This is a genomic window from Kitasatospora papulosa (genome assembly GCF_000717245.1).
Taxonomy (GTDB): Bacteria; Actinomycetota; Actinomycetes; order Streptomycetales; family Streptomycetaceae; genus Streptomyces; species Streptomyces papulosus.
This window is the reverse complement of record NZ_JNYQ01000004.1, coordinates 961,289-984,907: the sequence shown is the minus strand read 5'-3', so window position 1 is coordinate 984,907 and position 23,619 is coordinate 961,289. Positions and strand designations below refer to the sequence as shown.

The following is a 23,619-nucleotide window of genomic DNA, read 5'->3' as shown; positions in this document are numbered from 1 at the left end:
GTCCGGCTTCTCCGCCCGGCCGATGCTGAGCGCGTGAACCGGACAACCGACAGCACGGCGATCGAGGACGCACCTCGCCGCCGCTCCCGCCCACGGATCCACCGCGCGTGGATCGTCGCCGCAGTCACCTTCGTGACGATCATCGGCGGAGCGGCCTTCAACTCCCTGCCAGGGCTCCTGATCGACCCCCTCCACTCCTGGTTCGGGTGGTCACGCGGCGAGATCGGTCTCGCCGTCTCCCTCGACATGGCGCTGTACGGGCTGACCGCCCCGTTCGCCGCGGCGCTGATGGACCGCTTCGGTATCCGCCGGGTCGTGGTCGTCGCGCTCGCGGCGGTGGCGACCGGGGCGCTGGCGAGCGTCTGGATGACCGCTTCCTGGCAGCTGATGCTCTACTGGGGCCTGCTCGTCGGGCTGGGCACCGGTTCAATGGCGATGGCGTTCTCCGCCACCGTCACCAACCGCTGGTTCGTGGCCCGCCGCGGACTGGTCACCGGGATCCTGACCGCGGCGGGGGCCTCCGGCCAGCTGGTCTTCCTGCCGCTCTGCGCCTGGATCGTCGACCGGCACGGCTGGCAGCCCGCCTCCGTGACGGTCGCGCTGGCCGCCCTCGTCGTCATCCCCTTCGTCTGGCTCCTCATGCGCGACCACCCCGCCGACGTGGGCCTCGGCCCTTACGGCGGCGCGTACGTGGAGAAGCCGGCACCCGCGACGGGGGCGGCGGCCCGCACCGTGCGCGTCCTGTTCGACGCGGCCCGCACGGGCCCGTTCTGGCTGCTCGCGGGCTCGTTCGCCATCTGCGGCGCCTCCACGAACGGCCTGGTCCGCACCCACTTCGTCCCCTCGGCGCACGACCACGGCATGGAGATCACGGCCGCGGCCTCCCTGCTCGCGGTCATCGGCGTCTTCGACATCATCGGCACGGTCTTCAGCGGCTGGCTCACGGACCGCTTCGACGCCCGCAGGCTGCTGGCCCTCTACTACGCGCTGCGCGGAGTCTCGCTGCTGTTCCTGCCGATGCTGATGGGGCCGGCGGTGCACCCCCCGATGGTCTTCTTCATCATCTTCTACGGCCTGGACTGGGTCGCCACGGTGCCGCCGACGCTGGCTCTGTGCCGCGAGCAGTACGGCGAGGACAGCGCGATCGTCTTCGGCTGGGTCCTGGCCTCGCACCAGGTGGGCGCGGCACTGGTGGCCTTCCTCGGCGCCGTGGCCCGGGACGCGACCGGTTCGTACGACGTGGTCTGGTACGCCTCGGGCGCCCTGTGCGCCATGGCCGCGCTGATGGCTCTGATGATCCGCCGCGTGCGGGCCGGAGGTCCGGAGCCGGCCGTACGAGGCGACGGCCGGGTCAGCCCGTCCGCGCGACGCGGGCGGCTATCCTCCGCGCGTCCAGGGCCATCTCGCGGAGCATCCCGCTGATCGGGTTGGTGAAGCCGGTGAAGTACAGGCCCGGCGCCCCGTCCGGGGTGCGCGCGCCGTGCACCACGGGGCGCCCCCTCGGGTCCAGTACGCCGAGATGGCCGACCAGCCCCTCCAGCGCGCGTTCGTAGCCGGTCGCCGCGATCACCGCGTCCGGGGTGATCCGGGTGCCGTCGGCCAGCACCACCGCGTCCCCGTCGAACGACCCGACCGTCGCCACCGGGACCACCGTGCCGCTCCTCACCGCGTCGATCAGCCCGACGTCCTGGACGGGGATCGCGCCCTCCTTGACCCGGGAGTACAGGCCCGTGTCGGGGCGGGGGAGGCCGTGCGCCGCCAGGTCGGGTACGGAGACACGGCACATCAGGCTGCCCGCCCGGTCGACGAGCCGGACCGGGAGCCTGCGGACCAGGACGGCGGTGGCCTGGGCGGGCCAGCCGGCCGTCGAGCGGCGCACGATGTGCGGAACCGTGCGGACCGCGATGCGTACCCGGGACGCCCCGCCCTCGACCAGGTCCACGGCGATCTCCGCGCCGGTGTTGCCGATACCGACGACCAGGACGTCCTTGCCCGCGTACGGGGCCGGGGAGCGGTACTCCGCGGCGTGCAGCAGCTCGCCCGTGAAGTCCTCGCTGCCCGGCCACGCGGGGATCCGCGGGGTGTGGTTGAAGCCGGTGGCCACCACCACGGCCCGCCCGGTCAGCACCCGGCCGCCGGTCGCGCTCAGCTGCCAGCCCGTGCCGTCGTCGGTCCGGTCGATCCGGGAGACCTCGACGCCCGTCACCACCTCCAGCTCGTGGTGCTCGGCGTACTTCTCCAGGTAGCGCACCATGTCGTCGCGTGACACCCAGCGTCCGAACCGGCGGGGCATCGCCAGCCCCGGCAGGGCGGACCAGCGGCGGATCGTGTGCAGGTGCAGCCGGTCGTAGTGACCCCGCCAGGACGACCCCACACGGTCGGACTTCTCCAGCACCACCGCGCGTACGCCCTGTTCCCGCAGGGCCGCGGCGGCGGCGAGACCGCCGGGGCCGCCACCGATCACGTAGACCGGCCGGCCGTCGGTGCGGTCGAGGGAGGCGGGCGGGGCGTCACCGGGGAGGGGGGTGCTTTCGGGCATGCTTCGGAGCGTAAGTAGGCCGAGGACACGGTGGGTTCCGGTCCGGGCGGGAATCGGTTGCGAAATGATCACGGGGTGACGCGGCGCGCCCCGTTCACAGGCCCGGAGCGCCCCACACCGGGAACCACCGCGACAGGTCGCCCTCCACGCGCAGGTCGTCACCGAGCACGGCCCGTACCTGGAGCTCCAGTTGGTTGTCGCGCCGCTCCCCGCCGCCGGGGTCCGGGGCGAACGGGTAGAACGTGCCCCGCTTGTAGAGGTACACGAGGGCGAGCGGGCGTCCCGCCGGGTCCCGGAACCCGATCAGCGAGCAGAGCAGCTGCGGACCGAAGCCGCCGTCCTGCAACAGGGTGTTGACCGCGTGCAGGTCGTTCACCAGGGCGGCCGTGCCGTCGGCCCCTGGCTCCTGACGTGCCAGCAGCCAGGTGTATCCGTAGGAGTCCCGGCTGAGGTCCACGGGGATCCCTCCCCGCCCCGTGTCCGCGTCCAGCAGTTCGCGTACGTCCTCCTGGAGGCGGGCGAACGTGCCTCCCTCCACCCCCGCGAAGCACACCGAGCCGGCCCCGGTCGGTGAGAAACCGGTGCCGGCCTGGAGGGTCAGTGCCGCGGAGGGGACCGCGAAGAGCTGGTCGAGGTCGGGGCGGACCGGTTTGCTGCGCCCCAGGATGCTGTCGAGCAGGCCCACGGAAGCTCCTCACGGGTGGGACAGGCCGGCGGATATGCGGGCCAGCTGGTCCAGACGCTGTTCGAGGGTCGGGTGGGAGGAGAGCAGCCGGCCCAGGCTCTCCTTGGAGGCGAAGGCGGGCACGAAGTAGAAGGCGTTGTACGGCTCCGCCTTCCGCAGGTCCTCCGTCGGGATCCTGGCCATCTGCCCGCTCACCTTGGTGAGGGCCGAGGCGAGCGCCGAGGGACGGCCGGTGAGCAGTGCGGCCGTGCGGTCGGCCGAGAGCTCCCGGTAGCGGGAGAGCAGCCGGGTCAGCAGGAAGCTGAGGGCGTACACGACCGCGCTGATCAGCGGGATGAGCATGATGATGACGCCCGCCGGGTCGTTGCCCCGGCTGTTGCGGGCGAAGCCGCCCCAGAGGGCGACCCGGGTGACGACGCCGGCGAGGACCCCGAGGAACGACGCGATCGTCATCACGGCGACGTCGCGGTGCGCGACGTGCGACATCTCGTGGGCGAGGACACCTTCGAGCTCCTCGGGCTCCAGCCGGCGCAGCAGCCCGGTCGTGGCGCAGACCAGGGCCGTCTTCTCGCTGCGGCCGGTCGCGAAGGCGTTCGGCACATCGCTTTGCGCGACGGCCACCCGGGGTTTCGGCATGTCGGCGAGGGCGCAGATCCGGTCGATCGCCCCGTGCAGTTCCGGTGCCTCCCGCGGGGTGACCTCCCGGGCGCCCATGCCGTACGCCGCGATGCGGTCGCTGAACCAGAACTGGGCGACGAACATCCCGCCCGCCAGGATCAGGACGACGGGCCAGGCGCCGCGCAGGACGGCCAGCAGCACGCCCACGAGGACCACGTACAGCAGGCCGATGAAGAACATCGTGCTCACCATGCGGGTGGTCAGACCGCGGTCGGGTGCGTACCGGGAACGGGTTCGTGCCATGGGTGCCTCCAGAAGCTCACCTGACTCCCATAGTGCCCCTTCCGTGCAAAAGCCGTATAAGTGCCGCATCAGGGCCAGAGGAGCTCACGGGTCCAGGCCGCCCCGTCACGGCGGTAGCGCAGCCGTACGTGCCGGCGCCGCCCGTCCCCCTGGAAGAACTCCACCTCCCGGGGCTCGACCACGTAGCGCGTCCAGGTCTCCGCCTCGGCGTCCGGTTCCGCCCGCGCGCGGTCCCAGGCCGCCTCGGAGGCCCGTACGAGTTCCTCCTGCGAGCCCAGCACCTCGCTCTGCGACCCGGTCAGCGCGGCGGCCAGCGCACCGGTGGACCTGGCGTGCAGATCGGCCCGGCTCTCCTCGCGGCCGGCGGGGACGGCGGCGCCCCGCACCCGTACCTGCCGCCCCTGGGCGGGCCAGTAGAAGCCGAGCGCCGCGTACGGGCGTGCGGCGAGCTGGCGTCCCTTCGCGCTGGTGGCATGCGTGGCGAAGTGCCAGCCGCGCTCGTCCGCGTCGTGCAGCACCAGCGTGCGTACGTCGGGCCGGCCCTCGGTGTCCGCGGTCGCCAGGGTCATGGTGTGCGGCTCGGTCTGGCCGGCGGCCACCGCCTCGGCGAACCAGGCGTGGAAGAGGGGCAGGGGGGCGGCGGGTGCGGAGGACGGGTCGAAACGGGGGAGGGGGACGTCCCAGACGCGCTGGGCGTGGAGCAGGTCGCGGAAGTCCTTCTGTGCATCGCTCATGGGTCCATTCCACAGCGTCCGGAGCCGGTGCGGGAACGCCGACGGCGGACCACACGGGTGGTCCGCCGTCGGTGAGACAGGACGTGGAGGAGCCGGGCGGGGGTGCGGCGGCCCGGCGTGTGCGGGGGTGTCCTGGCCGGCGCCTACCTGACCGGCTTCTTGCCGGTGATGCCCAGGTGGACCAGCAGGGCGAGGTTGGGGCGGAGTTCGGCCTGCTTCACGCCCCAGGTGGTGAAGCCCTTCTGGTGCGAGGCGACCCCCGCGAGCATGACGACCAGGGAGCCCGCCACCGCGCCGGGGCTGACGTCCTTGTCCACCCTGCCCTTGGACTGGAGTTCCTTGACCGCGTCCGTCAGGGAGTTGGTGACCGAGTTCAGGACCTTCATGCGGATCTTGTAGAACCGCTTGTCCCCTTCGGCCGCGCCGAGGTCGACGACACGGAGGATCGCATCGTGCCGCCGCCAGAAGTCGAGGAAGCCCTCGACCAGTTCTTCCGATGCCTGCCAGCCGGCCTTGCCGACCCAGGAGCGCCCGCCGACCAGTTCGGTCAGTCCGGCGCCTTCCTTGGCCATTTCCTCGGCGAGTTCGAGAACGGCGCCCTCGACGTCGGGGAAATACTGGTAGAAAGTCGCGGGTGAAGTCCCGGCCTTACGGGCCACGTCGATGACTTTGACGTCCCGGTACGGCGAGGAGCTGAGCATCTCGCTGAGGCAGTCGAGCAGCTTCTGCCGCGTCGCCTGACCTCGCCGACCAGCCACGCGGCCGTCGACGGTGCGCACTTGTCCTGTCATGCCGTCAGCTTACCGAGGGGTGAACCGAGCGCGATCTGACCGACTGCAAATGGGGAACGCCCCAGTCGGGACAGGGTGGACGACGCAATTCCCGAGCGTGCTCGAGCGGTAATTCCAGGTGACCCGGAGGGTTTATGGAATTCCTCTCCGGCCGCACTCGGGGGGCCGTGGTGCGATGTTGTTATCAACAGCCTGTGGATAACTTTGGTGGACAACTTCCGTCCACGGGGCGGGCGGAAGCTTCACGATTCGGGCAAAGGTTCTATTCGGCCCCTCGGGGCGCGCTCCGGGACCCCCGACGCTACGTTGAGTGTGAGGGACGTCACGGCGGCCCTCGTGGTGGTCCACCGCGATCCACAGCCGCCGCGCCGCCGCCGCGCCGTCACGCCCCACAGCGACGGAAGGACTCCGGTCATGGCCGTATTCGCGCAGTCCGCGCCGTGCTGGGTGGATGTGCAGCTCTCGGACCTGGAGGCCGGCAAGCGCTTCTACGGCGGTCTGTTCGGCTGGACGTTCCGCGCGGGGGACGGGATGCCCTTCGCCGACGCCTACAGCGACGGCGAGCTCGTCGCCGCGCTCGCCGCCAAGCAGGACGGCCGCATGCCCACGACCTGGGGCGTCTACTTCTCCACCGACGACATCCTCGCCACCGTCGCCCTGGTCCGGAAGGCGGGCGGCCAGGTGATCACCGACCCGGTGCGGGCCGGCGACGCCGGGGTCCTCGCCCAGGCGGCCGACCCCGGCGGCGCGGTGTTCGGCCTCTGGCAGGCGGGCCGGCGGGCCGGTTTCGAGAAGAGCAACGCCCCGGGATCCTTCTGCTGGACCGAGGTCCACACCCGCAGGCCCGAGCGCGTGGACGCGTTCTACGAGCAGGTCCTCGGATTCCGGGGGACCGACATCGAGCTGCCAGGGCCCGAGGGGGCGCCGGAGCCCTTCCGCGTCTGGTCACCCGCGGGTACCGAGCCGGGCGAGGACACGGCGGTCGGCGGGCGCGCGGTCATCACGGACGCCTTCCCCGAGATGCTGCCCAGCTACTTCCTGAACTACTTCGCCGTCGCCGACTGCGACCGGTCCGCCGAGACCGCCGTCCGGCTCGGTGGCCGGATCACGGCCCCGGCCCTCGACATCCCGTACGGACGGACGGCGGTCCTCCAGGACGACCAGGGTGCGGCTTTCGCCGTGCTCCAGCCGACCGAACCGCTGCGGTAGCCGTTCCGCGGCCGTCGTGCGGCTGTCCTGAAAGGGATGGAGTGCCACACAACACCCCGACTCGCCCCCGGGTTCGCAACCAGGCCCCGGGACAGGAAGAATCAGGGTGTGCACCGCCATGTGGTGCCCACTGGTGAGACGCTGCACAGGGCGGGATTTCGCGGGCTTCTGTTCCTGAGGCCCGTACGGGGAGGTGGCAGGCAAGTGGAGCAGCTGACGCAGCATGACCCGAGGCGGATCGGCCCGTTCGAGGTGCTGGGACGGCTCGGGGCCGGCGGCATGGGGCTGGTCTATCTGGCGAGGTCGGCGTCGGGCCGACGGGTGGCGATCAAGACGGTCCGTACGGAACTGGCCGAGGACCAGCTGTTCCGGGTCCGCTTCACGCGTGAGGTGGAGGCCGCCCGCGCGGTCAGCGGGTTCTACACCGCTGCCGTGGTCGACGCCGACCCGAGGGCGGCCGTGCCCTGGCTGGCCACCGCCTACGTACCCGCGCCCTCCCTCGAGGAGATAGTGAGTGAGTGCGGGCCGATGCCGACGCAGGCCGTGCGCTGGCTGGCCGCCGGTATCGCGGAGGCCCTGCAGTCGATCCACGGGGCAGGCCTCGTCCACCGCGACCTGAAGCCGTCCAACGTCCTGGTGGTCGAGGACGGCCCGCGGGTGATCGACTTCGGGATCGCGTCCGGGGTCTCCAACACCCGGCTGACCATGACGAACGTGGCCGTGGGCACGCCCGCGTACATGTCGCCGGAACAGGCGCGCGACTCGCGCAGCGTGACGGGGGCCAGCGACATCTTCTCGCTCGGTTCGACCCTCGTCTTCGCGGCGACCGGCCACGCGCCCTTCCACGGGGCGAACCCGGTCGAGACCGTGTTCATGCTGCTGCGGGAGGGTCCCGACACGGAGGGGCTGCCCGACGACCTCCGCCCGCTCATCGAGTCCTGCATGCAGATGGACCCGACGCGGCGGCCGAGCCCGGCGGATCTGCAGGCCCAGCTGGCCCCGCACCTGTTCGCCTCCGGCAGTGACGACAGCGGCACGGCGTCGGCCTGGCTGCCGACCGTCGCGACCGCGATGATCGAGCAGCGCCGCGGTGGGGGCCGCACCGTCACCGTGCCGCCCGCCCCGGTGGCCGTTCCGCCGCCGCCGCAGCGGCCGCCGCCGGGCGCCGACCGGGACGGGGCGTGGCGCGGTGCCGGTGACCTGCGGACCGCGCCGGCGCCCGTGCCGGTGTCCACGTCCGCCCCCGACGGCGGTCCCGTGCGGCTGGCGGGCGCCAGGGTGCCGATCGGACCCGGGCCGCGCCCCGTGGACGTACGCGGCCCCGCGGCGGCGCACGCCGACCCGGTGACCGGCTGGGTGCGCCCGCCCGGCGGGCACACCCCGGCGGCCCCGGCCGCACCCGTGCCCGCCCCGGCACCGGCCCCGGACGCGGCCCCCGCCGCCCCGGAACGCTGGCGGCCGTGGCGTTTCCGCATGTCGAACGACGTGTGGGGGACCCCCGTCGTGGTCGGTGACCTGCTGTACGTGACGTCCTTCGAGGTCCACGCCCTGGACGTCGGCAACGGACGCCGTCAGTTCAAGACCCGCGACGTGGCCTGGTCGATGACCGTCGACGGCGGCCGGATCCACGCCTCGGACGGCCCGTCCCTGTACGCGCTGGACGCGGCGACGGGCGCCGAGCGGTGGCGCCTGCAGACGGACGCCTGGGTGTACTCCCTCAAGGCCGACCGGGGCACCGTCCTGACCGGCACACGGGGTGGCGGCGTACAGGCCTGGGAGGCGTCGAGCGGCGAGAAGCTGTGGGAGGCCACGGGCCTCCAGACGGACTTCGAGACCGCGGAGGCCGGTCCCGTCATCCACGACGGCACGGTCTTCCTGTGGCAGGACGCCCGGCTCCGGGCGGTCGACGCGCGCACCGGCACCGAGCGGTGGTCGTACCCCGTCGGCGACGCCGCCTCCTGCGGCGGGGTGCCGGTCCGGGTCACCCCGGCGCCCGACGGCTCGGTGTACGTCGCGGCGGGGACCCGGGTGCTGGCCGTGGACATGGTCTCGGGCCGGGTGCGCTGGCACTTCGAGTCCCCGGCCGTCTTCCTGTCCCCGCCCGCCTTCGCCCCGGGCCCGGCGGTCACGGGCGGCGGGGTGTACCTCGCCGACTACCTCGGCACCGTGTACGCCCTGGACGCCTCGACCGGCAAGGACCGCTGGCGGATCGCGACCGAGGCCCGTCAGTCCGTCGAGCCCGTGCTGGTCACGGCGGGCAACGTGCACGTCGGCAGCGGCAGCGCCCTGTACACCCTGGACGCGGTGACCGGCACCCCCAAGTGGCGCTTCGCGGCGGGCGGTGACGTGGTCGGGGCCCCGGTGGTCGCCGACGGCCGGGTCCACTTCGGTTCGGCGGACCACGTGCTCTACACGCTGGACGCGGCGGGCGGCCAGCTCCGCTGGAAGCTCGCCACGGGCGGCGAGATCACGGGCTCCCCGGTGGCGCGGGCGGGTGTCGTGTACGCGTGCAGCAAGGACCGCTGCGTGTACGCGCTGGACGCGCTCAAGGGCACCGGGACGGGCGGCAGGGCGCGGACCTGACGCTCAGGGGTGGGGCGGGTGGTACCGGCCCCGCTCCTCCGGCTCGCCCCGGCCGGGGTGGGTGCTCCCGTCCTGGACCGGGAACTCCGCGGTGTCCTCGTCCTCCCGGGCCGCCCGGTATTCCGCGCGGTGCCGCCCGGGGCCCGTGTACGGGTCCGCCTCGGGCTCCGGCCCGGGGGAGGTGTACGCCGCCGGGCCCGGCTCCTGGGTCGGCGGCCAGGTGTCGGGGCGGTCGTCCGGCGGCACGGGATACGGTTCGGCGGCACGCCCCCGCCGTATGCCGCGCCGGCCCGACATGACCAGCGCCCCCAGCAGGAGCAGCACGCCGCCCGCCAGGGCCTGGGCCACGCCCCAGCGGAGCCCCGAGGCGTCGCCGTCGACCGTCAGGCTCCCCACGGCCTGCCCCTGCCGCACCATCCACAGGACGGTGAAGCCGAGGACGACCAGGCCGGCGAGCGCCACCACCCAGCGCGAGCGGAGCACGACGCCGACGACCGTCACCAGCGCGGCGAACAGGAACGGCAGCAGGATCGAACCCATGACGGACGACGAGACCCCGCTGACGCCGTCGAACAGGTCCTGGACGCGGTAGTCCCGCCCGAGGCGGTCGGCGTACCAGCTGTGGAAGGGGCTCTGCACGGCGGCTGCCGCTCCCACGAGCGCGACGACGGAACCGAGGACGTTGCGGATCATCGACAGCCTCCCGGGTCAAGGCGCACGGCTGTGCGCACCGCTCCCCGGCTCGACGCTACGCCCGGCCGGATCCTCCTGCCATCGGAGACCATGACAAGACCGTGACAGGGTCATGACCGCACCATGGGTGAGTGGCCGGAATGCTGTGCGTTACGGTGTCGCGCGGCCGTGCGACGGCCGACGAAACCGGCAACAGCTAGGGGGGCTGCATCGATGGTGCGGCGACAGATGAGGTTCGCGGCGGTCCTGGTCGTGGTGGTGCTCGCGCTCACCGGATTCTCGACGTCCAGTCACGGCGGCAAGAGCGGGAAGAGCCGCAGCAGCGGCGGCTCGGGCGGTGGCTGCTCCAGCTCCAAGAAGAGCAACAACGGGTACCGCGACTACGACGACGACTACGACAGCTCGTCGAGCTCGTCCGGCGGCTCCACGTACGGGTCGGCCACACCCAGCCCGACCGCGTCGGACGCCCCCGGCCTGCGTGTCGTCCGCTGCGCCCAGCCCAAGAAGGGCAAGCGCAAGGCGAACACCTCCTCGTCGATCGAGATCACCTCGACCGCGACGGGCACGCACGTGTACGAGATCGACGTGACATTCGTCGACGCCAAGGGCCTCACCGTCGACACGGGCGAGACCGAGGTCGAGGTCGACGGGGGCGATTCCAGGACCGTCGCCGTCCGGATGGACAGCCCGCGCTCGGTCTCCCGCGTCAAGCGCTGCCTGGTCACGGCGGAGCTGCGCTACTGACAGCCGCGCACACGCGCAGGGGCCCGAGCCGGAAGGCTCGGGCCCCTGCGCGTCCTGCGCGGACATGGTGCGGCCGCGACGGCTCCCCCTCCGCGCCGCCGCGGCCGCTTTCCCCCGTGCGGGTCAGGTCTACTTGGGCGTCGGAGCCGACGCGTGGTTGTCCAGGGTGGTGATGCCGCCCCCCGACGCGTGGTTGTCCTGCGTGGTCGCGGTGTCCGTGCCGGTGTCGGCGTCGGACGCGTGGTTGTCCTGCGGCTTGAGGAGGTCGTCCTTGGCCTTCTTGGCGTCGCTCATCGTCAGCTCCCGTTCGTCGTTCCAGGCAGAAGTTCGGATGCCCGCCCGGCCATTCCCCCGTGGATCGCCGGGCAGGCATCTCAGGGCCGTTCACCCTACGGGGACGGCCGTACCCTCGATCCGCCTGCCCCCCGACGCGACGGCTCGATGCACACACGATGACGCGCGCCGATAAACGAACGATGAACGCCGTGGCCGAGGACCTCAGGCCGCGGCCACCGGCATCAGCAGGAGACGTGTCTCCTCCGCCTCGGGCGCGCCCAACTGTTCGTAGATGGCCAGGGCTTCGTGCCAGCAGGCCCGGGCACGGTCGGGCTGGCCGATGCTGTCGAGGGCCTTGCCGAGCACGGTCAGCACCGTGCCGCGCCGCCACTCGCCGCCGATACCCCGGAGCGCGATGGCCTGTTCCGCGTGGGCGGCCGCCAGCGTGGGGCGGTGCGCGGCGAGGTGGGCCTCCGCCAGCCGGAAGTGCGTCACGCCCTCCCACAGCGGCTGCCGGTTGTCGTGGAACAGCGCCAGTGCTTCGGTGAGCTGGTTCAGGGCCTCGGGCAGCCGGCCCGCCCGGGTCAGTGCGATGCCCAGGGCGTACCGCCCGTTGGCAAGACGGAGGCTGAGCCCCATCCGGTCGTAGATGTCGATGCCCTGCTGCGCGAGCTCTATCGCGCTGGAGACGCGTCCGAGGGACACGTGGATCCTGGAGAGGTTGCACAGTGCGCTCGCCTGGCCGACGAAGTTGCTGTCCGCCCGGAAGTTCTCGATGGCCTGCAGGAGGTGCTGTTCGCCCTCCTCGTGCCGCCCCTGGTAGATGGCGATCACCCCCCGGTCGTTGGGGGCCCAGCAGTTGGGCACCGGGTCGTCGGCCGACCGCGCGAGCTGCATGGCCCGCTCGGCCTCGGCCTCGTCGAAGCGGCCCGCCACGATGTGGACGTTGGTGATGGTGGTCCGGGCGCGGCCCTCGGCACGGGCGTCGCCGTAGGCCCGGGCGGCGTCGCGCGTCGTCAGCGCCGCCGACTCGTACTGCTTCGAGTTCGCTCCCGACTCCGCCAGGTCCTTCGCCGCCCACAGGAGGTCCACCGCCCGGCGGAGCATGTTCTGTCCCGTCGACTGCTGTGCGCAGGCCAGGAGGCAGTTCGCCTCGGAGAACAGCCAGTCCAGGGCGGAATGGCGGTCCTCGAACGTGAGCCCCGGATGCCGCGTCGGCTCCAGGTGGGCGACCAGCCGGTCCCCGGGCCGCTCCAGCGCGTACACCCCCGCCGCCGTGGCCAGGTAGAAGTCCAGCAGCCGGGAGAGCGCCAGCTCCCGCTCCACCGGGGGCTGTTCGTCCCGTTCGGCGCACGCACGCGCGTAGAGGCGCACCAGGTCGTGGTAGCGGTAGCGGCCCGGGGCGGCCGACTCCAGGAGGCTGGTGTCGACCAGCGACTCCAGGAGGTCCTCCGCCGTGCGGGGGTCCAGGTTCAGGAGCGCGGCGGCCGCCGCGAGGGAGATGTCCGGGCCGTCCGCCAGGCCCAGGAGGCGGAAGGCACGGGCCTGGGCCGGTTCCAGCTGGCCGTAGCCGAGCTCGAACGTGGCCTTCACCGCGAGGTCGCCCGCCTGGAGTTCGTCCAGGCGGCGGCGTTCGTCGGCGAGTTTCGCGGCCAGCACCGACACCGTCCAGGTCCGGCGGGCGGCCAGCCGGGACGCGGCGATGCGGATGGCCAGCGGGAGGAAGCCGCACGCGGCCACCACGTCCAGGGCCGCCTCGCGCTCCGAGCGGACGCGTTCGTCGCCGACGATGCGGGTGAAGAGCTGCAGGGCCTCCTCGGGGGACATCACGTCCAGGTCCACGAGGTGTGCGCCGGCCAGGTCGACCATGCGGACCCGGCTGGTGACCAGGGCCGCGCAGCCCTCCGTGCCGGGCAGCAGGGGCCGGATCTGGGCCGCGTCGTGGGCGTTGTCGAGCAGGACGAGGATGCGGCGCCCGTCGAGGGTGGAACGGTAGAGCGCGGCCCGCTCGTCCAGGGAGTCCGGGATCGCGGAGTCCGCGGTGCCCAGCGCGCGCAGGAACGAGCCGAGGACGGTCTCGGGTTCGGCGGCCGTGGCGCCCGCCCCCTGGAGGTCCACGTACAGCTGGCCGTCCGGGAAGTGGGGGCGTGCCCGGTGGGCGATGTGGACCGCGAGGGTCGTCTTGCCGACGCCGCCGATGCCGGCCAGCGCGGAGACCGCCATGACGGCCCCCTCGGGAGTCACCAGCCGGTCGCCCAGCTCGCGTACGAACGTGGCGCGGCCCGTGAAGTCCGGGACGGTGGCGGGGAGCTGGGCCGGGCGGACCGGGACGGCGGCCGGGGCCGGTTCGTCGGACGGGCGGGCCAGCTCCTCGTCCGCCCGCAGGATCCGCTGCTGGAGCTGGGACAGTTCGGGGCGGGGGTCGACGCCCAGTTCCTCGGCGAGCAGCCGGCGCGTGTCGGCGTACACCGCGAGTGCCTCCGCCTGCCGGCCGCTGCGGTAGAGGGCGACCATCAGCAGTTCGCGCAGGCGCTCGCGCAGCGGCTGCGCGGCGGTGAGCGCGGTCAGCTCGGAAACCGCCTCCGCGTGGCAGCCGAGCTCCAGGTCGAGGTCGAGTCGGGTCTCGGTGAGCTGGAGGCGCCACTCCTCCAGGCTGGCGCGCTGGTTCTCGGCGTACGGGCCGGGGAGTGAGGCGAGGGCCTCGCCGTCCCAGAGGCCGAGCAGCTTGTTGATCAGCGCGCGGGCCTGGCCGCGGTCCCCGCTGCCGCGCGCCTTCTCCGCCTCGACCGCCAGGTCCTGGGCCAGCGTCAGGTCCAGCGCCTCGCGCGGGATCCGGACGGCGTAGCCGCCCGCCTCGCTGACCAGGATGTCCTGCCCCAGGGTCTTGCGGAGCCTGGACGCGTACGTGCGGACCGTCGCGAGGGCCTGGGAGGGCGGATCGTCGCCCCAGAGGGCGTCGATGAGTTCGGCGGCGGTGGCCGTGCGTCCGTTACGCGACAGGAGTGCGGCCAGCAGGGCGCGTTGCTGGGGGGAGCCCGAGGGGAGGGCCTCACTGCCGCGCCAGACGCGTACCGGGCCGAGCACGGTGAAGCGCAGTTCGGCGCCGGCCGCTCGTTCCCCATGCGCCCGTTGCTCCGGAACGCGCACGCCGGGTCCGTTGTCGCGGTCCATGATGCCCCCCTGTCCTGCTCGCCCCGCCGGTCCTGCTGATCCCGCTCTGCGTCATACCGTTGGTATCGCGGTCAACAGTCTGCCTTGTCATGGGCGGGCTCGTCAGTATCGGGTGACCCTCTGCACAGGCCCTCGACAAGAACGAGGAGCGAGGGCCCGTACGGAGGGTGACGCGTCGTCAGCCGACGAGAGGCAGCTGGAGTTCGGTGACCCACATCTCGCGGTCCTCCGGGCACTCCAGGGAGACCTCCCGGGAGTATCCGGCCGGGCGCCGCCCGTGGTCCTCGATCCAGCGCGCCAGGATCTGCTCGGTCGCCAGTACGTGGTCCATGGAGCCCCGGTGCACGATGGTCGCCGCCTCGAAGGCGGGCAGTTCGACGACGGTGACGCCCGTGTCGCCGAGCGGCCCGGCCGGGGCGTCGACGGTCACGCCGGCGTGGACGACGACCGATCCGTCGCCGTCCGGACCGTCCTCGTACCGGGCGATGCCGGGACCGGTGGGGCGGACCCCCGCCGTGGCGAGCAGCGGGAAAAGCTTCTCGTACAGCGGTCCGACGACCGGGGAGATGTCCTGGGGCTGGTACCCGGGGGCCGTGGCGGTCACCTCTGCGACCCGCACCGCCGGGACCCGCTTGATCTGGACGTCGTTCTCGGGCATGTGTCCCTCGCTCTCGATGGACCGGAGCCTCGCCTCGACCTGGGTCAGCCGGGCCGCCGCCGCCGTCATCGCCGCCTCCAACTCCGCCCGGCGCAGCCGCAGCATTCCGCGCAGCTCGTCCGCGTCCACCTGGTCGTCGACGACGGCCCGCACCTGCTGGAGCGTGAAGCCGAGGTCCTTGAGCGCGATGACGCGGTTGAGGCGGGCGAGCTGGGCGGCACCGTAGTAGCGGTAGCCGGTGGCGGGGTCGATGCGGTCCGGGCGCAGCAGACCGATGGCGTCGTAGTGGCGCAGCATGCGGGCCGAGACCCGTCCGTGCCGGGCGAACTCTCCGATGGTGAACATGATGGCTCCCACTGCACGGCCTCACACGATGTGAAGGTCAAGCACCCGTCGTGCCGAGTTCCGCGCCCGATGTCCCGCGCCCGGTGTCCGGTCCTCTCGCGGGCGGTGTCCCGGGTCCGGGAAGGGCAGGAGCCCCGCTCCTCCGCCGAAACGGGGGAGCGGGGCTCCTTGGGTACTGCTCACTCGGCCGCGATCGGCCGACCCGGGCAACTAGGCCGGGGTGACGTTCTCAGCCTGCGGACCCTTGGGTCCCTGAGTGACGTCGAAGTTCACGACCTGGTTCTCCTCGAGGGAGCGGAACCCGGACGCGTTGATCGCGGAGTAGTGGACGAAGACATCCGGGCCGCCGCCGTCCTGGGCGATGAAGCCGAAGCCCTTTTCAGCGTTGAACCACTTGACGGTTCCGGTAGCCATAAGCCCTCCTTGGGCCAAAGGGTTGCCCTGCTCCAGAACCTGCAAACAAGTCTGAAAACTACAAAAGCCTGCGGGTTACATGCTCCGCAGGCTCTGTACTGCAAGGGAAACCAAACTGCAACTTGCGGGCGAGCCTAGCACGCAGTCTGCGGGGAGCGGTAGAGGGAAAGATCACTTCACCCGGATGTTTGATTGGACCGCGGGAGAGCTGACGGACAAGGCCCTCGCGGGGCAGTCGGACGCCCCGATGATGTCGGCCGGGAGGGACAGGTCTAGCCTCGCGATGTGGACAATTCAACCGTCTCTCCCGTAGAAGGCGACGACCGTCGCAGCAGGCCGCGCGTCGGCCACATCCAGTTCCTGAACTGCCTCCCCCTCTACTGGGGCCTGGCACGGACCGGGACCCTGCTCGATCTGGAGCTCTCGAAGGACACCCCGGAAAGACTCAGCGAGCAGCTGGTCAGGGGTGACCTCGACATCGGTCCCGTCACCCTGGTCGAGTACCTGCGCAACGCCGACGACCTGGTCGCCCTCCCCGACATCGCCGTCGGCTGCGACGGCCCCGTCATGTCGTGCGTGATCGTGTCCCAGCTTCCCCTGGAGCAGCTGGACGGGGCCCGGGTGGCCCTCGGCTCGACGTCACGCACCTCCGTGCGGCTGGCCCAGCTGCTGCTCGCCGAGCGGTTCGGCGTGGCACCCGACTACTACACCTGCCCGCCGGATCTCGGCCTGATGATGCAGGAGGCCGACGCCGCCGTCCTCATCGGGGACGCCGCGCTGCGGGCGAACCTGCACGACGCGCCCCGGCTCGGGCTGCAGGTCCACGACCTGGGTGAGATGTGGAAGGAGTGGACGGGGCTGCCGTTCGTCTTCGCCGTCTGGGCGGCGCGCAAGGACTATCTGGCCTCGCACCCCGACTACGTGCAGAAGGTCCACGAGGCGTTCCTGGCCTCCCGCGACCTCTCGCTGGAGGAGGTCACCAAGGTGGCCGAGCAGGCGGCGCGCTGGGAGTCCTTCGACGCCGAGGTGCTGGAGCGCTACTTCACCACGCTGGACTTCCGCTTCGGCCCCGACCAGCTGGCGGGCGTGCGTGAGTTCGCCCGGCGGACCGGGCCCACGACCGGGTTCCCGGCCGACGTGAAGGTGGAACTGCTCGGCGGCTGACCGCCGGCGGTGGCCCGGGCGCCGTGCTCCCGTGCCCCGGTGCCCGGGAGCAAGGGGACGGGAATGGACGCGGGAAGAAAGATGAATCCTGCACCATCCCGGGCTCTGCTTCTCCGCGCCTCGCTTTACCCCTGACGCGTGACTCCGGCATTCCGTTCCCTGGAAAGGGGACGAATGTCGGAGTTCTGTCACGGGACCCCTCTCCGAGCCCCTCTCGGTGCATCCCTGTACGCCTCTCGACGGACAGCCGGGCGAATAGCGGATGTCCCCCGGAACGCCTTCCGGTTTCTCTCCCGTGAACCCGAACGGGATGGACGAACGGCGTATTCGCGCCTTTCCATGTGGCGAAATCCCTGCTTCGTGCCCATAGGGGCGATATCGGCAGAAGGGGTCTCCGTGACCGTGCGACCCGGGCGGCCTAGGCTGCCGTCCGAGTCCCGGGGCCCACAGGGGGAGACCGTATGCAGCCGCTGGAAGCCGGCGAACCGCACACCATCGGCGCCTACCGGCTGCTCGGCAGACTCGGCGCCGGCGGTATGGGCCGGGTCTACCTGGGCCGCAGCACGGGCGGACGCACCGTCGCGGTCAAGGTCGTGCACCCCCACTTCGCCCTGGACGAGCAGTTCCGCGCGAGGTTCCGGCGCGAGGTGGACGCCGCCCGACGCCTCGGGGCGCGGTGGACGGCCCCGGTCCTGGACGCCGACCCCGAAGCCGCCGTGCCCTGGGTGGCGACCGGATACGTCGCCGGGCCCCCGCTCTCCGACGCCGTGACCCGCTACGGGCCACTGCCCGAGTACGCGGTACGGACCCTGGGGGCAGGGCTCGGCGAGGCACTCGACGCCGTGCACGCGCACGGCCTCATCCACCGTGACGTGAAACCCTCCAACGTCCTGCTCGCCCTGGACGGCCCCCGGCTGATCGACTTCGGCATCGCCCGGGCGCTGGGCGCCACCGTCTCCCTCACCTCCACCGGTGTCTCCGTCGGGTCGCCCGGCTACATGGCGCCGGAGCAGATCCGCGGCCTGGACATCTCCGGCGCGGCCGACGTCTTCTCCCTCGGGGCCGTCCTCGCCTACGCGGCCACCGGCACCGCGCCCTTCCCCGGTGACTCGTCCGCCGTACTCCTCTACAAGGTGGTGCACGAGGAGCCCGAACTCGGGGACCTGGAGGGCGAACTGCGTGAGCTGGTCGCCGGGTGCCTCGCCAAGGACCCCGCGGACCGGCCCGCCCCCGCCGAGCTCGCCCGCACGCTCGCGCCGAGCGGCGCGGCGGCACTGGTGGCGCCGGGATGGCTGCCGGGCCCGCTGGTCCGCGAGGTCAGCCGGTCGGCGGTGGCCCTGCTGGACCTGGAGCCGCAGGAGGCGCCGGTGCAGTCCGGGCCCGTGCCGTTCAGCAACGCCTCGCTGGGGAGCGCGGCGCCCGGGACCTTCGGTCCGCCGCTGCCGCCCCCGCCGGCCGGACCGCCGGCCACCGCGGACACCGCGGGGGAGCACGGCACGGGCGGGGCCCGTGTCGCCGTCACCATGGACGCCGGGCCGCGGACCGGTACGCGGCCCGGCCGACGCATCAGCTGCACCGTCGCGCTGGCCGTGGCCGGGGCGCTCGCGGTGGCGACCGTCGGCGTCGCCACGCTGGGGGACCTGTTCACGGGCGGCGGCGGGGACGACGACCGCGGCAGCGACGCCGCGGGGCCCCCGTCGGCCACCGGATCGCGGGACCCCGCGGACTCCGGGGAGCCGACCCCGTCGGGCACCTCCTCGGGGGCGGCCGCCGTGAGCGCGGTGCCCAAGACCTTCGCGGGCACCTGGAAGGGCTCCGCCACCGAACGCAGCGGCGCGCCCCACGGCACGGTCACCGCCGTGTTCGTCGAAGGGAAGAAGGGCGAGGAGGTGGTCAGGCTCTCCTACCGCTTCGACGCGCTCGGGACGACGGTCGTCTGCAAGGGCGTCGGGACCCTCGTCTCCGGCACGGCAACCGAGCTGAAGATCCGGGAGCGCGCCGACCCGGACGCCCGCACGGGGGCGATGTGCACCGGTGGTGACGCCGACCTGGACTTCACCCTCACCTCCGAGGACACCCTGCGCTACGAGTCCCACGAGGAGGCCGCGGGCACCCCGAAGGGGACGCTGACCCGGTCCGACGGCTGACCTCGGCAAGGGCTGGCGTAGGCTGGATCGGTCCGTGGAACAGCAGAAGAACCGCCGAAAGGTGACAGCCCGGTGACCGAGAAGGCCGACCTTCAGCCCGTCCTCGACCGCGCCGCCGAAGGCGGGCGGATCTCCCCGGAGGAGGCGCTCGACCTGTACAGGTCGGCTCCGCTGCACGCGCTGGGCGCCGCGGCCGACGCCGTGCGCCGCCGCCGTTACGCCGGTACGGAGCACATCGCGACGTACATCATCGAGCGCAACATCAACTACACCAACGTCTGTGTCACGGCCTGCAAGTTCTGCGCGTTCTACGCGCCGCCCAAGGACACCGCCAAGGGCTGGTCCCGGGACCTCGACGACATCCTGCGCCGCTGCGCGGAGACCGTCGAGCTGGGCGGCACGCAGATCATGTTCCAGGGCGGCCACCACCCGGACTACGGCGTGGAGTACTACGAGGAGCACTTCTCCGCGATCAAGAAGGCGTTCCCGCAGTTGGTCATCCACTCGCTGGGCGCCTCCGAGATCGAGCACATGGCCCGCATCTCGGGCGTCTCCGCGAAGGAGGCCATCGAGCGGATCCACGCCGCCGGTCTCGACTCCTTCGCCGGCGCGGGCGCCGAGCTGCTGCCCGAGCGGCCGCGCACGGCGATCGCCCCGCTCAAGGAATCCGGCGAGCGCTGGCTGGAGATCATGGAGATCGCCCACGGTCTCGGCGTCGAGTCGACCTCCACCATGCTGATGGGCACCGGCGAGACCAACGCCGAGCGCATCGAGCACCTGCGCATGATCCGTGACGTCCAGGACCGTACGGGCGGCTTCCGCGCCTTCATCCCGTACACCTACCAGCCGGAGAACAACAAGCTGAAGGGGCAGACGCAGGCCACGCTCTTCGAGTACCTGCGGATGATCGCCATCGCCCGGCTCTTCCTCGACAACGTCGCCCACATCCAGGGCTCCTGGCTGACCACCGGCAAGGAGGTCGGCCAGCTGTCCCTGCACTACGGCGCGGACGACCTGGGCTCGATCATGCTGGAGGAGAACGTCGTCTCCTCGGCCGGCGCCCGGCACCGCTCGAACCGGCTCGAGATCATCGACCTGATCCGCAAGGCGGGACGCGTCCCGGCCCAGCGGGCCACGACCTACGAGCACCTCGTCGTCCACGACGACCCGGCGAACGACCCGGTCGACGAGCGGGTCGTCTCGCACATCTCCTCCACCGCGATCGACGGCGGCACGGCACACCCGGAGCTCAAGCTCCTCGACGCCAACTGAGCGGCTCGTGCTGACCGTTCACGCCGCTCCGCTGGTCCTGCCGGTCGGCGCGGCGGGCGTGGACGGCGGCGCGGTCGCGGTGGACGGCGACCGGATCGTGGCCGTCGGGCCGTACGACGTGGTGACGGCCGCCCACCCCGCCGCCCGGATCCGCCGGTGGCCGGGCGTCCTCACCCCCGGACTGCGCCAGTGGGACGCCGTCCCCCTGCTGACCCGCTGCTACCACCCCGACCCGCGCGAGGCCGACGAGCTCGGCGAAGAGCCCCTGACCGGGACGGACTTCGAGCGGCTGGCCGCGCGGATGGACGAGCCCCGCAGAGCCGGCAGCGTACGCCGAGGGCTCCAGCGCATGCTGCGCCACGGCACCACCCACGTCGCGGGCGGGTTCGCCGACCCCGCCGTACGCACGGCCGTGGGCCGCGCGGGCCTGGCGGTCGTCCCGCCGGCCGGGGCCCCGGCCGACGAGCCGGACCTGGACCCCTTCCGCCGGGGCCGCGACCTCGCGGGATCCGCGCACGGCCCGCTCACGGTCGGCGCCCGCGCCGACCTCGCGGTCTTCGACGTACCGGACGAAGCGGCGCTGTGCGCGGCGGGCGCCACCACCTGCGTGGCGACCGTCCTCGGCGGACGGCTGGTGTACCGGCGGCGGTGACCGGGGCGCCCGGAGCAGCTCTACGGCACGGACGGGCCGCCCAGGTAACGGCCCTTCCCGTCGTAGGGCCAGGCGTTGGACACGCAGCCCTTCAGCCCCTTGATCTGCTGCATCATGGCGGGGGCGGGGCTGCCGGAGCCGGGGCAGGTCTCGTGTCCGTGGCCCAGCCAGTGCCCCACCTCGTGGTTGATGATGAGGGCCCGGTACTCGGAGGCGGTCCCGTCGAACGTCGGTGAACCCAACTGCCACCGGGCGAGATTGACCATGACGTTCTTCCCGCCGCGGCAGTTCACCTCGCCCCTGGTGTCGAGGCCGTACCGCCCGCAGAGCCGGTCGGTGGTCCTCGGAGTCCCTATCCGGATCACCAGCCCCGCCGACCCGTCGTCCACCTGGCGGAAGGCGCGGCTTCCTCCCTCGCTCCAGCCCCGGGGGTCGGAGAGTATCCGCGCGACGTCCTCGGCGGCGCGGTCCGGGTCCACGCCGATGCCGTCCTCCACCTCGACGCGGTAGCGGCTGCCGCCGCCCGGCCTGACGCCCTCGCGCGCCACCGTGAAGGTGCCGGGACCCGAGAGGGGCACGGAACCGGCGTCCACGGGCTCCTCCTCGGCCGGGGCCTCTTCGGTGTCCGGTGATCTCCCGGCCGCCCCCTCGGCCTCCGGGCTCGCCGGAGCGGGCTTCGAGGGCGGGACGGGGGCCGGGGACGAGGCTGCCCCGGACCGCTCCGGTCCGGCAGCGGCGGTGTCGGCGGCCGCGTCGGCGTCCTGCCACGGCGGGAAGACGTGGAGGAACGCCGCCACGACGGCGGCCGCGAGGACCGCCCCGGTGAGGCCCGCACGCCGTCGCCGCAGGCGCGACCGGCGGCCCGCGGCCCGTCCCCGGGCGCCCGGAGGCCGCCTTCCCGGCGCCGACGCCCCGGCCCCCCGGCCGCCTCCGGCCGCGCCCGCGTTCCGTCTTCGATGGTTCTCGTCACTGTGCATGCGGTGGTGAATGTCCATGGTCTCGGTGTGGCCGCCCGGGACGGAAGGATCGTCCGCCCCGCACGCTGACCTGCTTCTCGGGCAGCCGGTGCCCGTGTGCTTCCCGTCCGCGCCCGGCAGCCCGCGCCCCCGTCCGTCGTACGGGAGTCGCCGGGGGCACGGGCGCGGAAACCCCTTTCCCTCGCCCGGTCAGACGATGATCAAGGCGGTGCTGTTCCCGAAATCACGGACGACCGTGCGGACGTGTGCCCCCGGTGCCGGTCCCGCCGTGCGACGGCCCCCGTCCGCACGGAAAACGCCGAAGCCGTTCCACGCCGCCGCGAGGCACCGCGGGCCGGGCTGCTTGAATGGGAGGGTGACCCGAGCATCCCTGGACAAGCAGCCGCACGAAGTCGCCTCGATGTTCGACGACGTGGCGGCGAACTACGACCTCACCAACGACGTGCTGTCGCTCGGCCAGGCGCGGCTGTGGCGCAAGGAGGTCGCCCGGGCCGTCGACGCGCGCCCGGCGCAGAAGATCCTCGACCTCGCGGCCGGTACGGCCACCTCCTCGCAGCCGTTCGCCCGCGCCGGTGCCTACGTGGTGCCCTGCGACTTCTCGATCGGCATGCTCAGGGTCGGCAAGGAACGCCACCCGTGGATGCCGTTCACCGCGGGTGACGGCACGAAGCTGCCCTTCAAGGACGAGACCTTCGACACGGTCACCATCTCCTTCGGGCTCCGCAACATCCAGGACACCGGCGCGGCTCTCAGCGAGCTGTACCGGGTCACCAGGCGCGGCGGCCGGGTCGTGATCTGCGAGTTCTCCCAGCCCACGTGGGCGCCCTTCCGGACCGTCTACACGGAGTACCTGATGCGGGCGCTGCCGCCGGTGGCACGGGCGGTGTCGTCCAACCCGGACGCCTACGTCTACCTCGCCGAGTCGATCCGCGCCTGGCCCGACCAGGCCGGCCTGGCGACGCTGCTGCAGAAGGCCGGCTGGTCGGACGTGGCCTGGCGCGACCTCACCGGCGGAGTGGTGGCACTCCACCGGGGTGTGCGCGCCTGACCGGGCTCAGAGCTCCAGCCGGAAGCAGTACGCCTCCTGCTTCGACACGGGACTCGTGTACGTCTCGGCCTGTCGCATGCCGAGACGTACCGCCACCGCCATCGAGCGGGCGTTCCGTGCGTTGATCATCGCCACGACCTCGCGCACCCCGAGCGCCCTCATCCGCTCCAGCGTGACGCGCGCGGCGGCGGTGGCGTAGCCCCGGCCCCAGGAGGCCCGGCCCAGGCGCCAGCCGATCTCGACCTCGCCCACCGGCCCGAACGACGTGTGCGGCCAGGGCTGTGCGCCCGTGAACCCGAGGACCTGGCCGGTCTCGTCCAGCACCGTCCACAGACAGTGGCCGAGCTCGGCGTCGTGGCGGCGCTGGCGGGCGGTCAACTCCTCGTACACCGAGTACTCCGCCCGGCGGCTGCCGAGGAACTCCATCACCTCCGGATCGTCGAACACCCGGTACCAGGCAAGGGCGTCCTCGTCGGTGGGGACGCGCAGATGTACGGACGGGGTCGAACCAGGCACGTGCGTCATCGGGGAGCCCTTCGGGAGGTTGATCAGCAGGCACCCATAGACTGCACGCGACATGTGCCGCGCGGCACGCG

Annotated in this window: 21 protein-coding genes; 9 read left to right on the top strand and 12 right to left on the bottom strand. The window is 72.6% G+C overall.

Going from position 1 to position 23,619, the window contains the following annotated elements; translation table 11 throughout:
• The first annotated feature begins 33 nt into the window (after positions 1 to 33).
• Positions 34 to 1,422, top strand: a complete 1,389-nt coding sequence (locus tag IA22_RS0115750) for an MFS transporter (protein ID WP_245229573.1) — start codon at positions 34 to 36, stop codon at positions 1,420 to 1,422.
• Here the strand turns inward: IA22_RS0115750 and IA22_RS0115745 are convergent.
• The 5 genes from IA22_RS0115745 to IA22_RS0115725 all read right to left on the bottom strand — a co-directional run bounded on the left by IA22_RS0115745 (position 1,352) and on the right by IA22_RS0115725 (position 5,670).
• Complete coding sequence (locus IA22_RS0115745) at positions 1,352 to 2,539, bottom strand: flavin-containing monooxygenase (RefSeq protein ID WP_030123942.1); 1,188 nt, start codon at positions 2,537 to 2,539, stop codon at positions 1,352 to 1,354. The two genes, IA22_RS0115750 and IA22_RS0115745, sit on opposite strands and share 71 nt — an antisense overlap.
• A 94-nt stretch (positions 2,540 to 2,633) precedes the next feature.
• On the bottom strand, positions 2,634 to 3,224 hold the full coding sequence (pspAB, locus tag IA22_RS0115740; RefSeq protein ID WP_014154710.1) for a PspA-associated protein PspAB: 591 nt from the start codon (positions 3,222 to 3,224) through the stop codon (positions 2,634 to 2,636).
• A gap of 9 nt (positions 3,225 to 3,233) precedes the next feature.
• Complete coding sequence (gene htpX, locus IA22_RS0115735) at positions 3,234 to 4,145, bottom strand: zinc metalloprotease HtpX (RefSeq protein WP_014154709.1); 912 nt, start codon at positions 4,143 to 4,145, stop codon at positions 3,234 to 3,236.
• 68 nt (positions 4,146 to 4,213) lie between these two features.
• Positions 4,214 to 4,879, bottom strand: a complete 666-nt coding sequence (locus tag IA22_RS0115730; protein WP_014154708.1) for a pyridoxine/pyridoxamine 5'-phosphate oxidase — start codon at positions 4,877 to 4,879, stop codon at positions 4,214 to 4,216.
• A 143-nt stretch (positions 4,880 to 5,022) separates the two neighbouring features.
• Entirely contained in the window at positions 5,023 to 5,670 is a 648-nt protein-coding gene (locus IA22_RS0115725; protein WP_014154707.1) for a TetR family transcriptional regulator, read from the bottom strand.
• A gap of 414 nt (positions 5,671 to 6,084) precedes the next feature.
• On the opposite strand from IA22_RS0115725, the gene IA22_RS0115720 reads away from it, so the two are divergent.
• Both IA22_RS0115720 and afsK read left to right on the top strand, forming a co-directional pair.
• Positions 6,085 to 6,879 (top strand): VOC family protein, encoded by a 795-nt coding sequence (locus IA22_RS0115720; protein WP_030123941.1) that lies wholly within the window; start codon positions 6,085 to 6,087, stop codon positions 6,877 to 6,879.
• A 204-nt stretch (positions 6,880 to 7,083) separates the two neighbouring features.
• Entirely contained in the window at positions 7,084 to 9,462 is a 2,379-nt protein-coding gene (gene afsK / locus IA22_RS0115715; protein ID WP_015578302.1) for a protein serine/threonine kinase AfsK, read from the top strand.
• 3 nt (positions 9,463 to 9,465) lie between these two features.
• Here the strand turns inward: afsK and IA22_RS0115710 are convergent, their stop codons facing one another.
• Positions 9,466 to 10,155 (bottom strand): hypothetical protein, encoded by a 690-nt coding sequence (locus IA22_RS0115710; protein WP_030123940.1) that lies wholly within the window; start codon positions 10,153 to 10,155, stop codon positions 9,466 to 9,468.
• Positions 10,156 to 10,368: 213 nt separating this feature from the next.
• Here IA22_RS0115710 and IA22_RS0115705 point away from each other — a divergent pair, with 213 nt between their 5' ends.
• Positions 10,369 to 10,899 carry a hypothetical protein gene (locus IA22_RS0115705; RefSeq protein WP_014154703.1) on the top strand — a complete coding sequence of 177 codons (531 nt, stop codon included), beginning with the start codon at positions 10,369 to 10,371 and terminating at the stop codon, positions 10,897 to 10,899.
• A gap of 129 nt (positions 10,900 to 11,028) precedes the next feature.
• Here IA22_RS0115705 and IA22_RS0115700 read toward each other — a convergent pair whose 3' ends face one another.
• The 4 genes from IA22_RS0115700 to IA22_RS0115685 all read right to left on the bottom strand — a co-directional run bounded on the left by IA22_RS0115700 (position 11,029) and on the right by IA22_RS0115685 (position 15,763).
• Positions 11,029 to 11,193 carry a hypothetical protein gene (locus IA22_RS0115700; RefSeq protein ID WP_030123939.1) on the bottom strand — a complete coding sequence of 55 codons (165 nt, stop codon included), beginning with the start codon at positions 11,191 to 11,193 and terminating at the stop codon, positions 11,029 to 11,031.
• A gap of 204 nt (positions 11,194 to 11,397) precedes the next feature.
• Positions 11,398 to 14,346: an SARP-family global regulator AfsR gene (gene afsR / locus IA22_RS0115695; RefSeq protein ID WP_030123938.1), complete on the bottom strand. Its 2,949-nt coding sequence runs from the start codon at positions 14,344 to 14,346 to the stop codon at positions 11,398 to 11,400.
• Positions 14,347 to 14,524: 178 nt separating this feature from the next.
• A complete protein-coding gene (locus IA22_RS0115690; RefSeq protein ID WP_014154700.1) occupies positions 14,525 to 15,349 on the bottom strand; it encodes a MerR family transcriptional regulator in 825 nt (274 codons plus the stop codon).
• A gap of 210 nt (positions 15,350 to 15,559) precedes the next feature.
• Positions 15,560 to 15,763, bottom strand: coding sequence for a cold-shock protein (locus IA22_RS0115685; RefSeq protein WP_003967102.1), 204 nt, complete (start codon positions 15,761 to 15,763; stop codon positions 15,560 to 15,562).
• A gap of 285 nt (positions 15,764 to 16,048) precedes the next feature.
• On the opposite strand from IA22_RS0115685, the gene IA22_RS0115680 reads away from it, so the two are divergent.
• From IA22_RS0115680 to IA22_RS0115665, 4 genes are all read left to right on the top strand, one after another.
• On the top strand, positions 16,049 to 16,927 hold the full coding sequence (locus IA22_RS0115680) for a menaquinone biosynthetic enzyme MqnA/MqnD family protein (RefSeq protein ID WP_014154699.1): 879 nt from the start codon (positions 16,049 to 16,051) through the stop codon (positions 16,925 to 16,927).
• A gap of 461 nt (positions 16,928 to 17,388) precedes the next feature.
• The gene (locus IA22_RS0115675; RefSeq protein ID WP_015578309.1) at positions 17,389 to 19,074 is read left to right on the top strand and encodes a serine/threonine-protein kinase; all 1,686 of its coding nucleotides are present in this window, start codon (positions 17,389 to 17,391) and stop codon (positions 19,072 to 19,074) included.
• Between the two features lie 72 nt (positions 19,075 to 19,146).
• Complete coding sequence (gene mqnC / locus IA22_RS0115670; RefSeq protein ID WP_014154697.1) at positions 19,147 to 20,346, top strand: cyclic dehypoxanthinyl futalosine synthase; 1,200 nt, start codon at positions 19,147 to 19,149, stop codon at positions 20,344 to 20,346.
• Between the two features lie 7 nt (positions 20,347 to 20,353).
• Positions 20,354 to 20,998, top strand: a complete 645-nt coding sequence (locus IA22_RS0115665; protein WP_030123937.1) for an imidazolonepropionase-like domain-containing protein — start codon at positions 20,354 to 20,356, stop codon at positions 20,996 to 20,998.
• Positions 20,999 to 21,018: 20 nt separating this feature from the next.
• On the opposite strand, the gene IA22_RS0115660 is transcribed toward IA22_RS0115665, so the two are convergent.
• Positions 21,019 to 21,993, bottom strand: coding sequence for a DUF3152 domain-containing protein (locus tag IA22_RS0115660; RefSeq protein ID WP_030123936.1), 975 nt, complete (start codon positions 21,991 to 21,993; stop codon positions 21,019 to 21,021).
• Positions 21,994 to 22,330: 337 nt separating this feature from the next.
• Here IA22_RS0115660 and IA22_RS0115655 point away from each other — a divergent pair, with 337 nt between their 5' ends.
• Positions 22,331 to 23,023, top strand: a complete 693-nt coding sequence (locus IA22_RS0115655) for a demethylmenaquinone methyltransferase (protein ID WP_015578313.1) — start codon at positions 22,331 to 22,333, stop codon at positions 23,021 to 23,023.
• 6 nt (positions 23,024 to 23,029) lie between these two features.
• Here the strand turns inward: IA22_RS0115655 and IA22_RS0115650 are convergent, their stop codons facing one another.
• Positions 23,030 to 23,548, bottom strand: a complete 519-nt coding sequence (locus tag IA22_RS0115650) for a GNAT family N-acetyltransferase (RefSeq protein WP_015578314.1) — start codon at positions 23,546 to 23,548, stop codon at positions 23,030 to 23,032.
• Between the last annotated feature and the right edge of the window lie 71 nt (positions 23,549 to 23,619).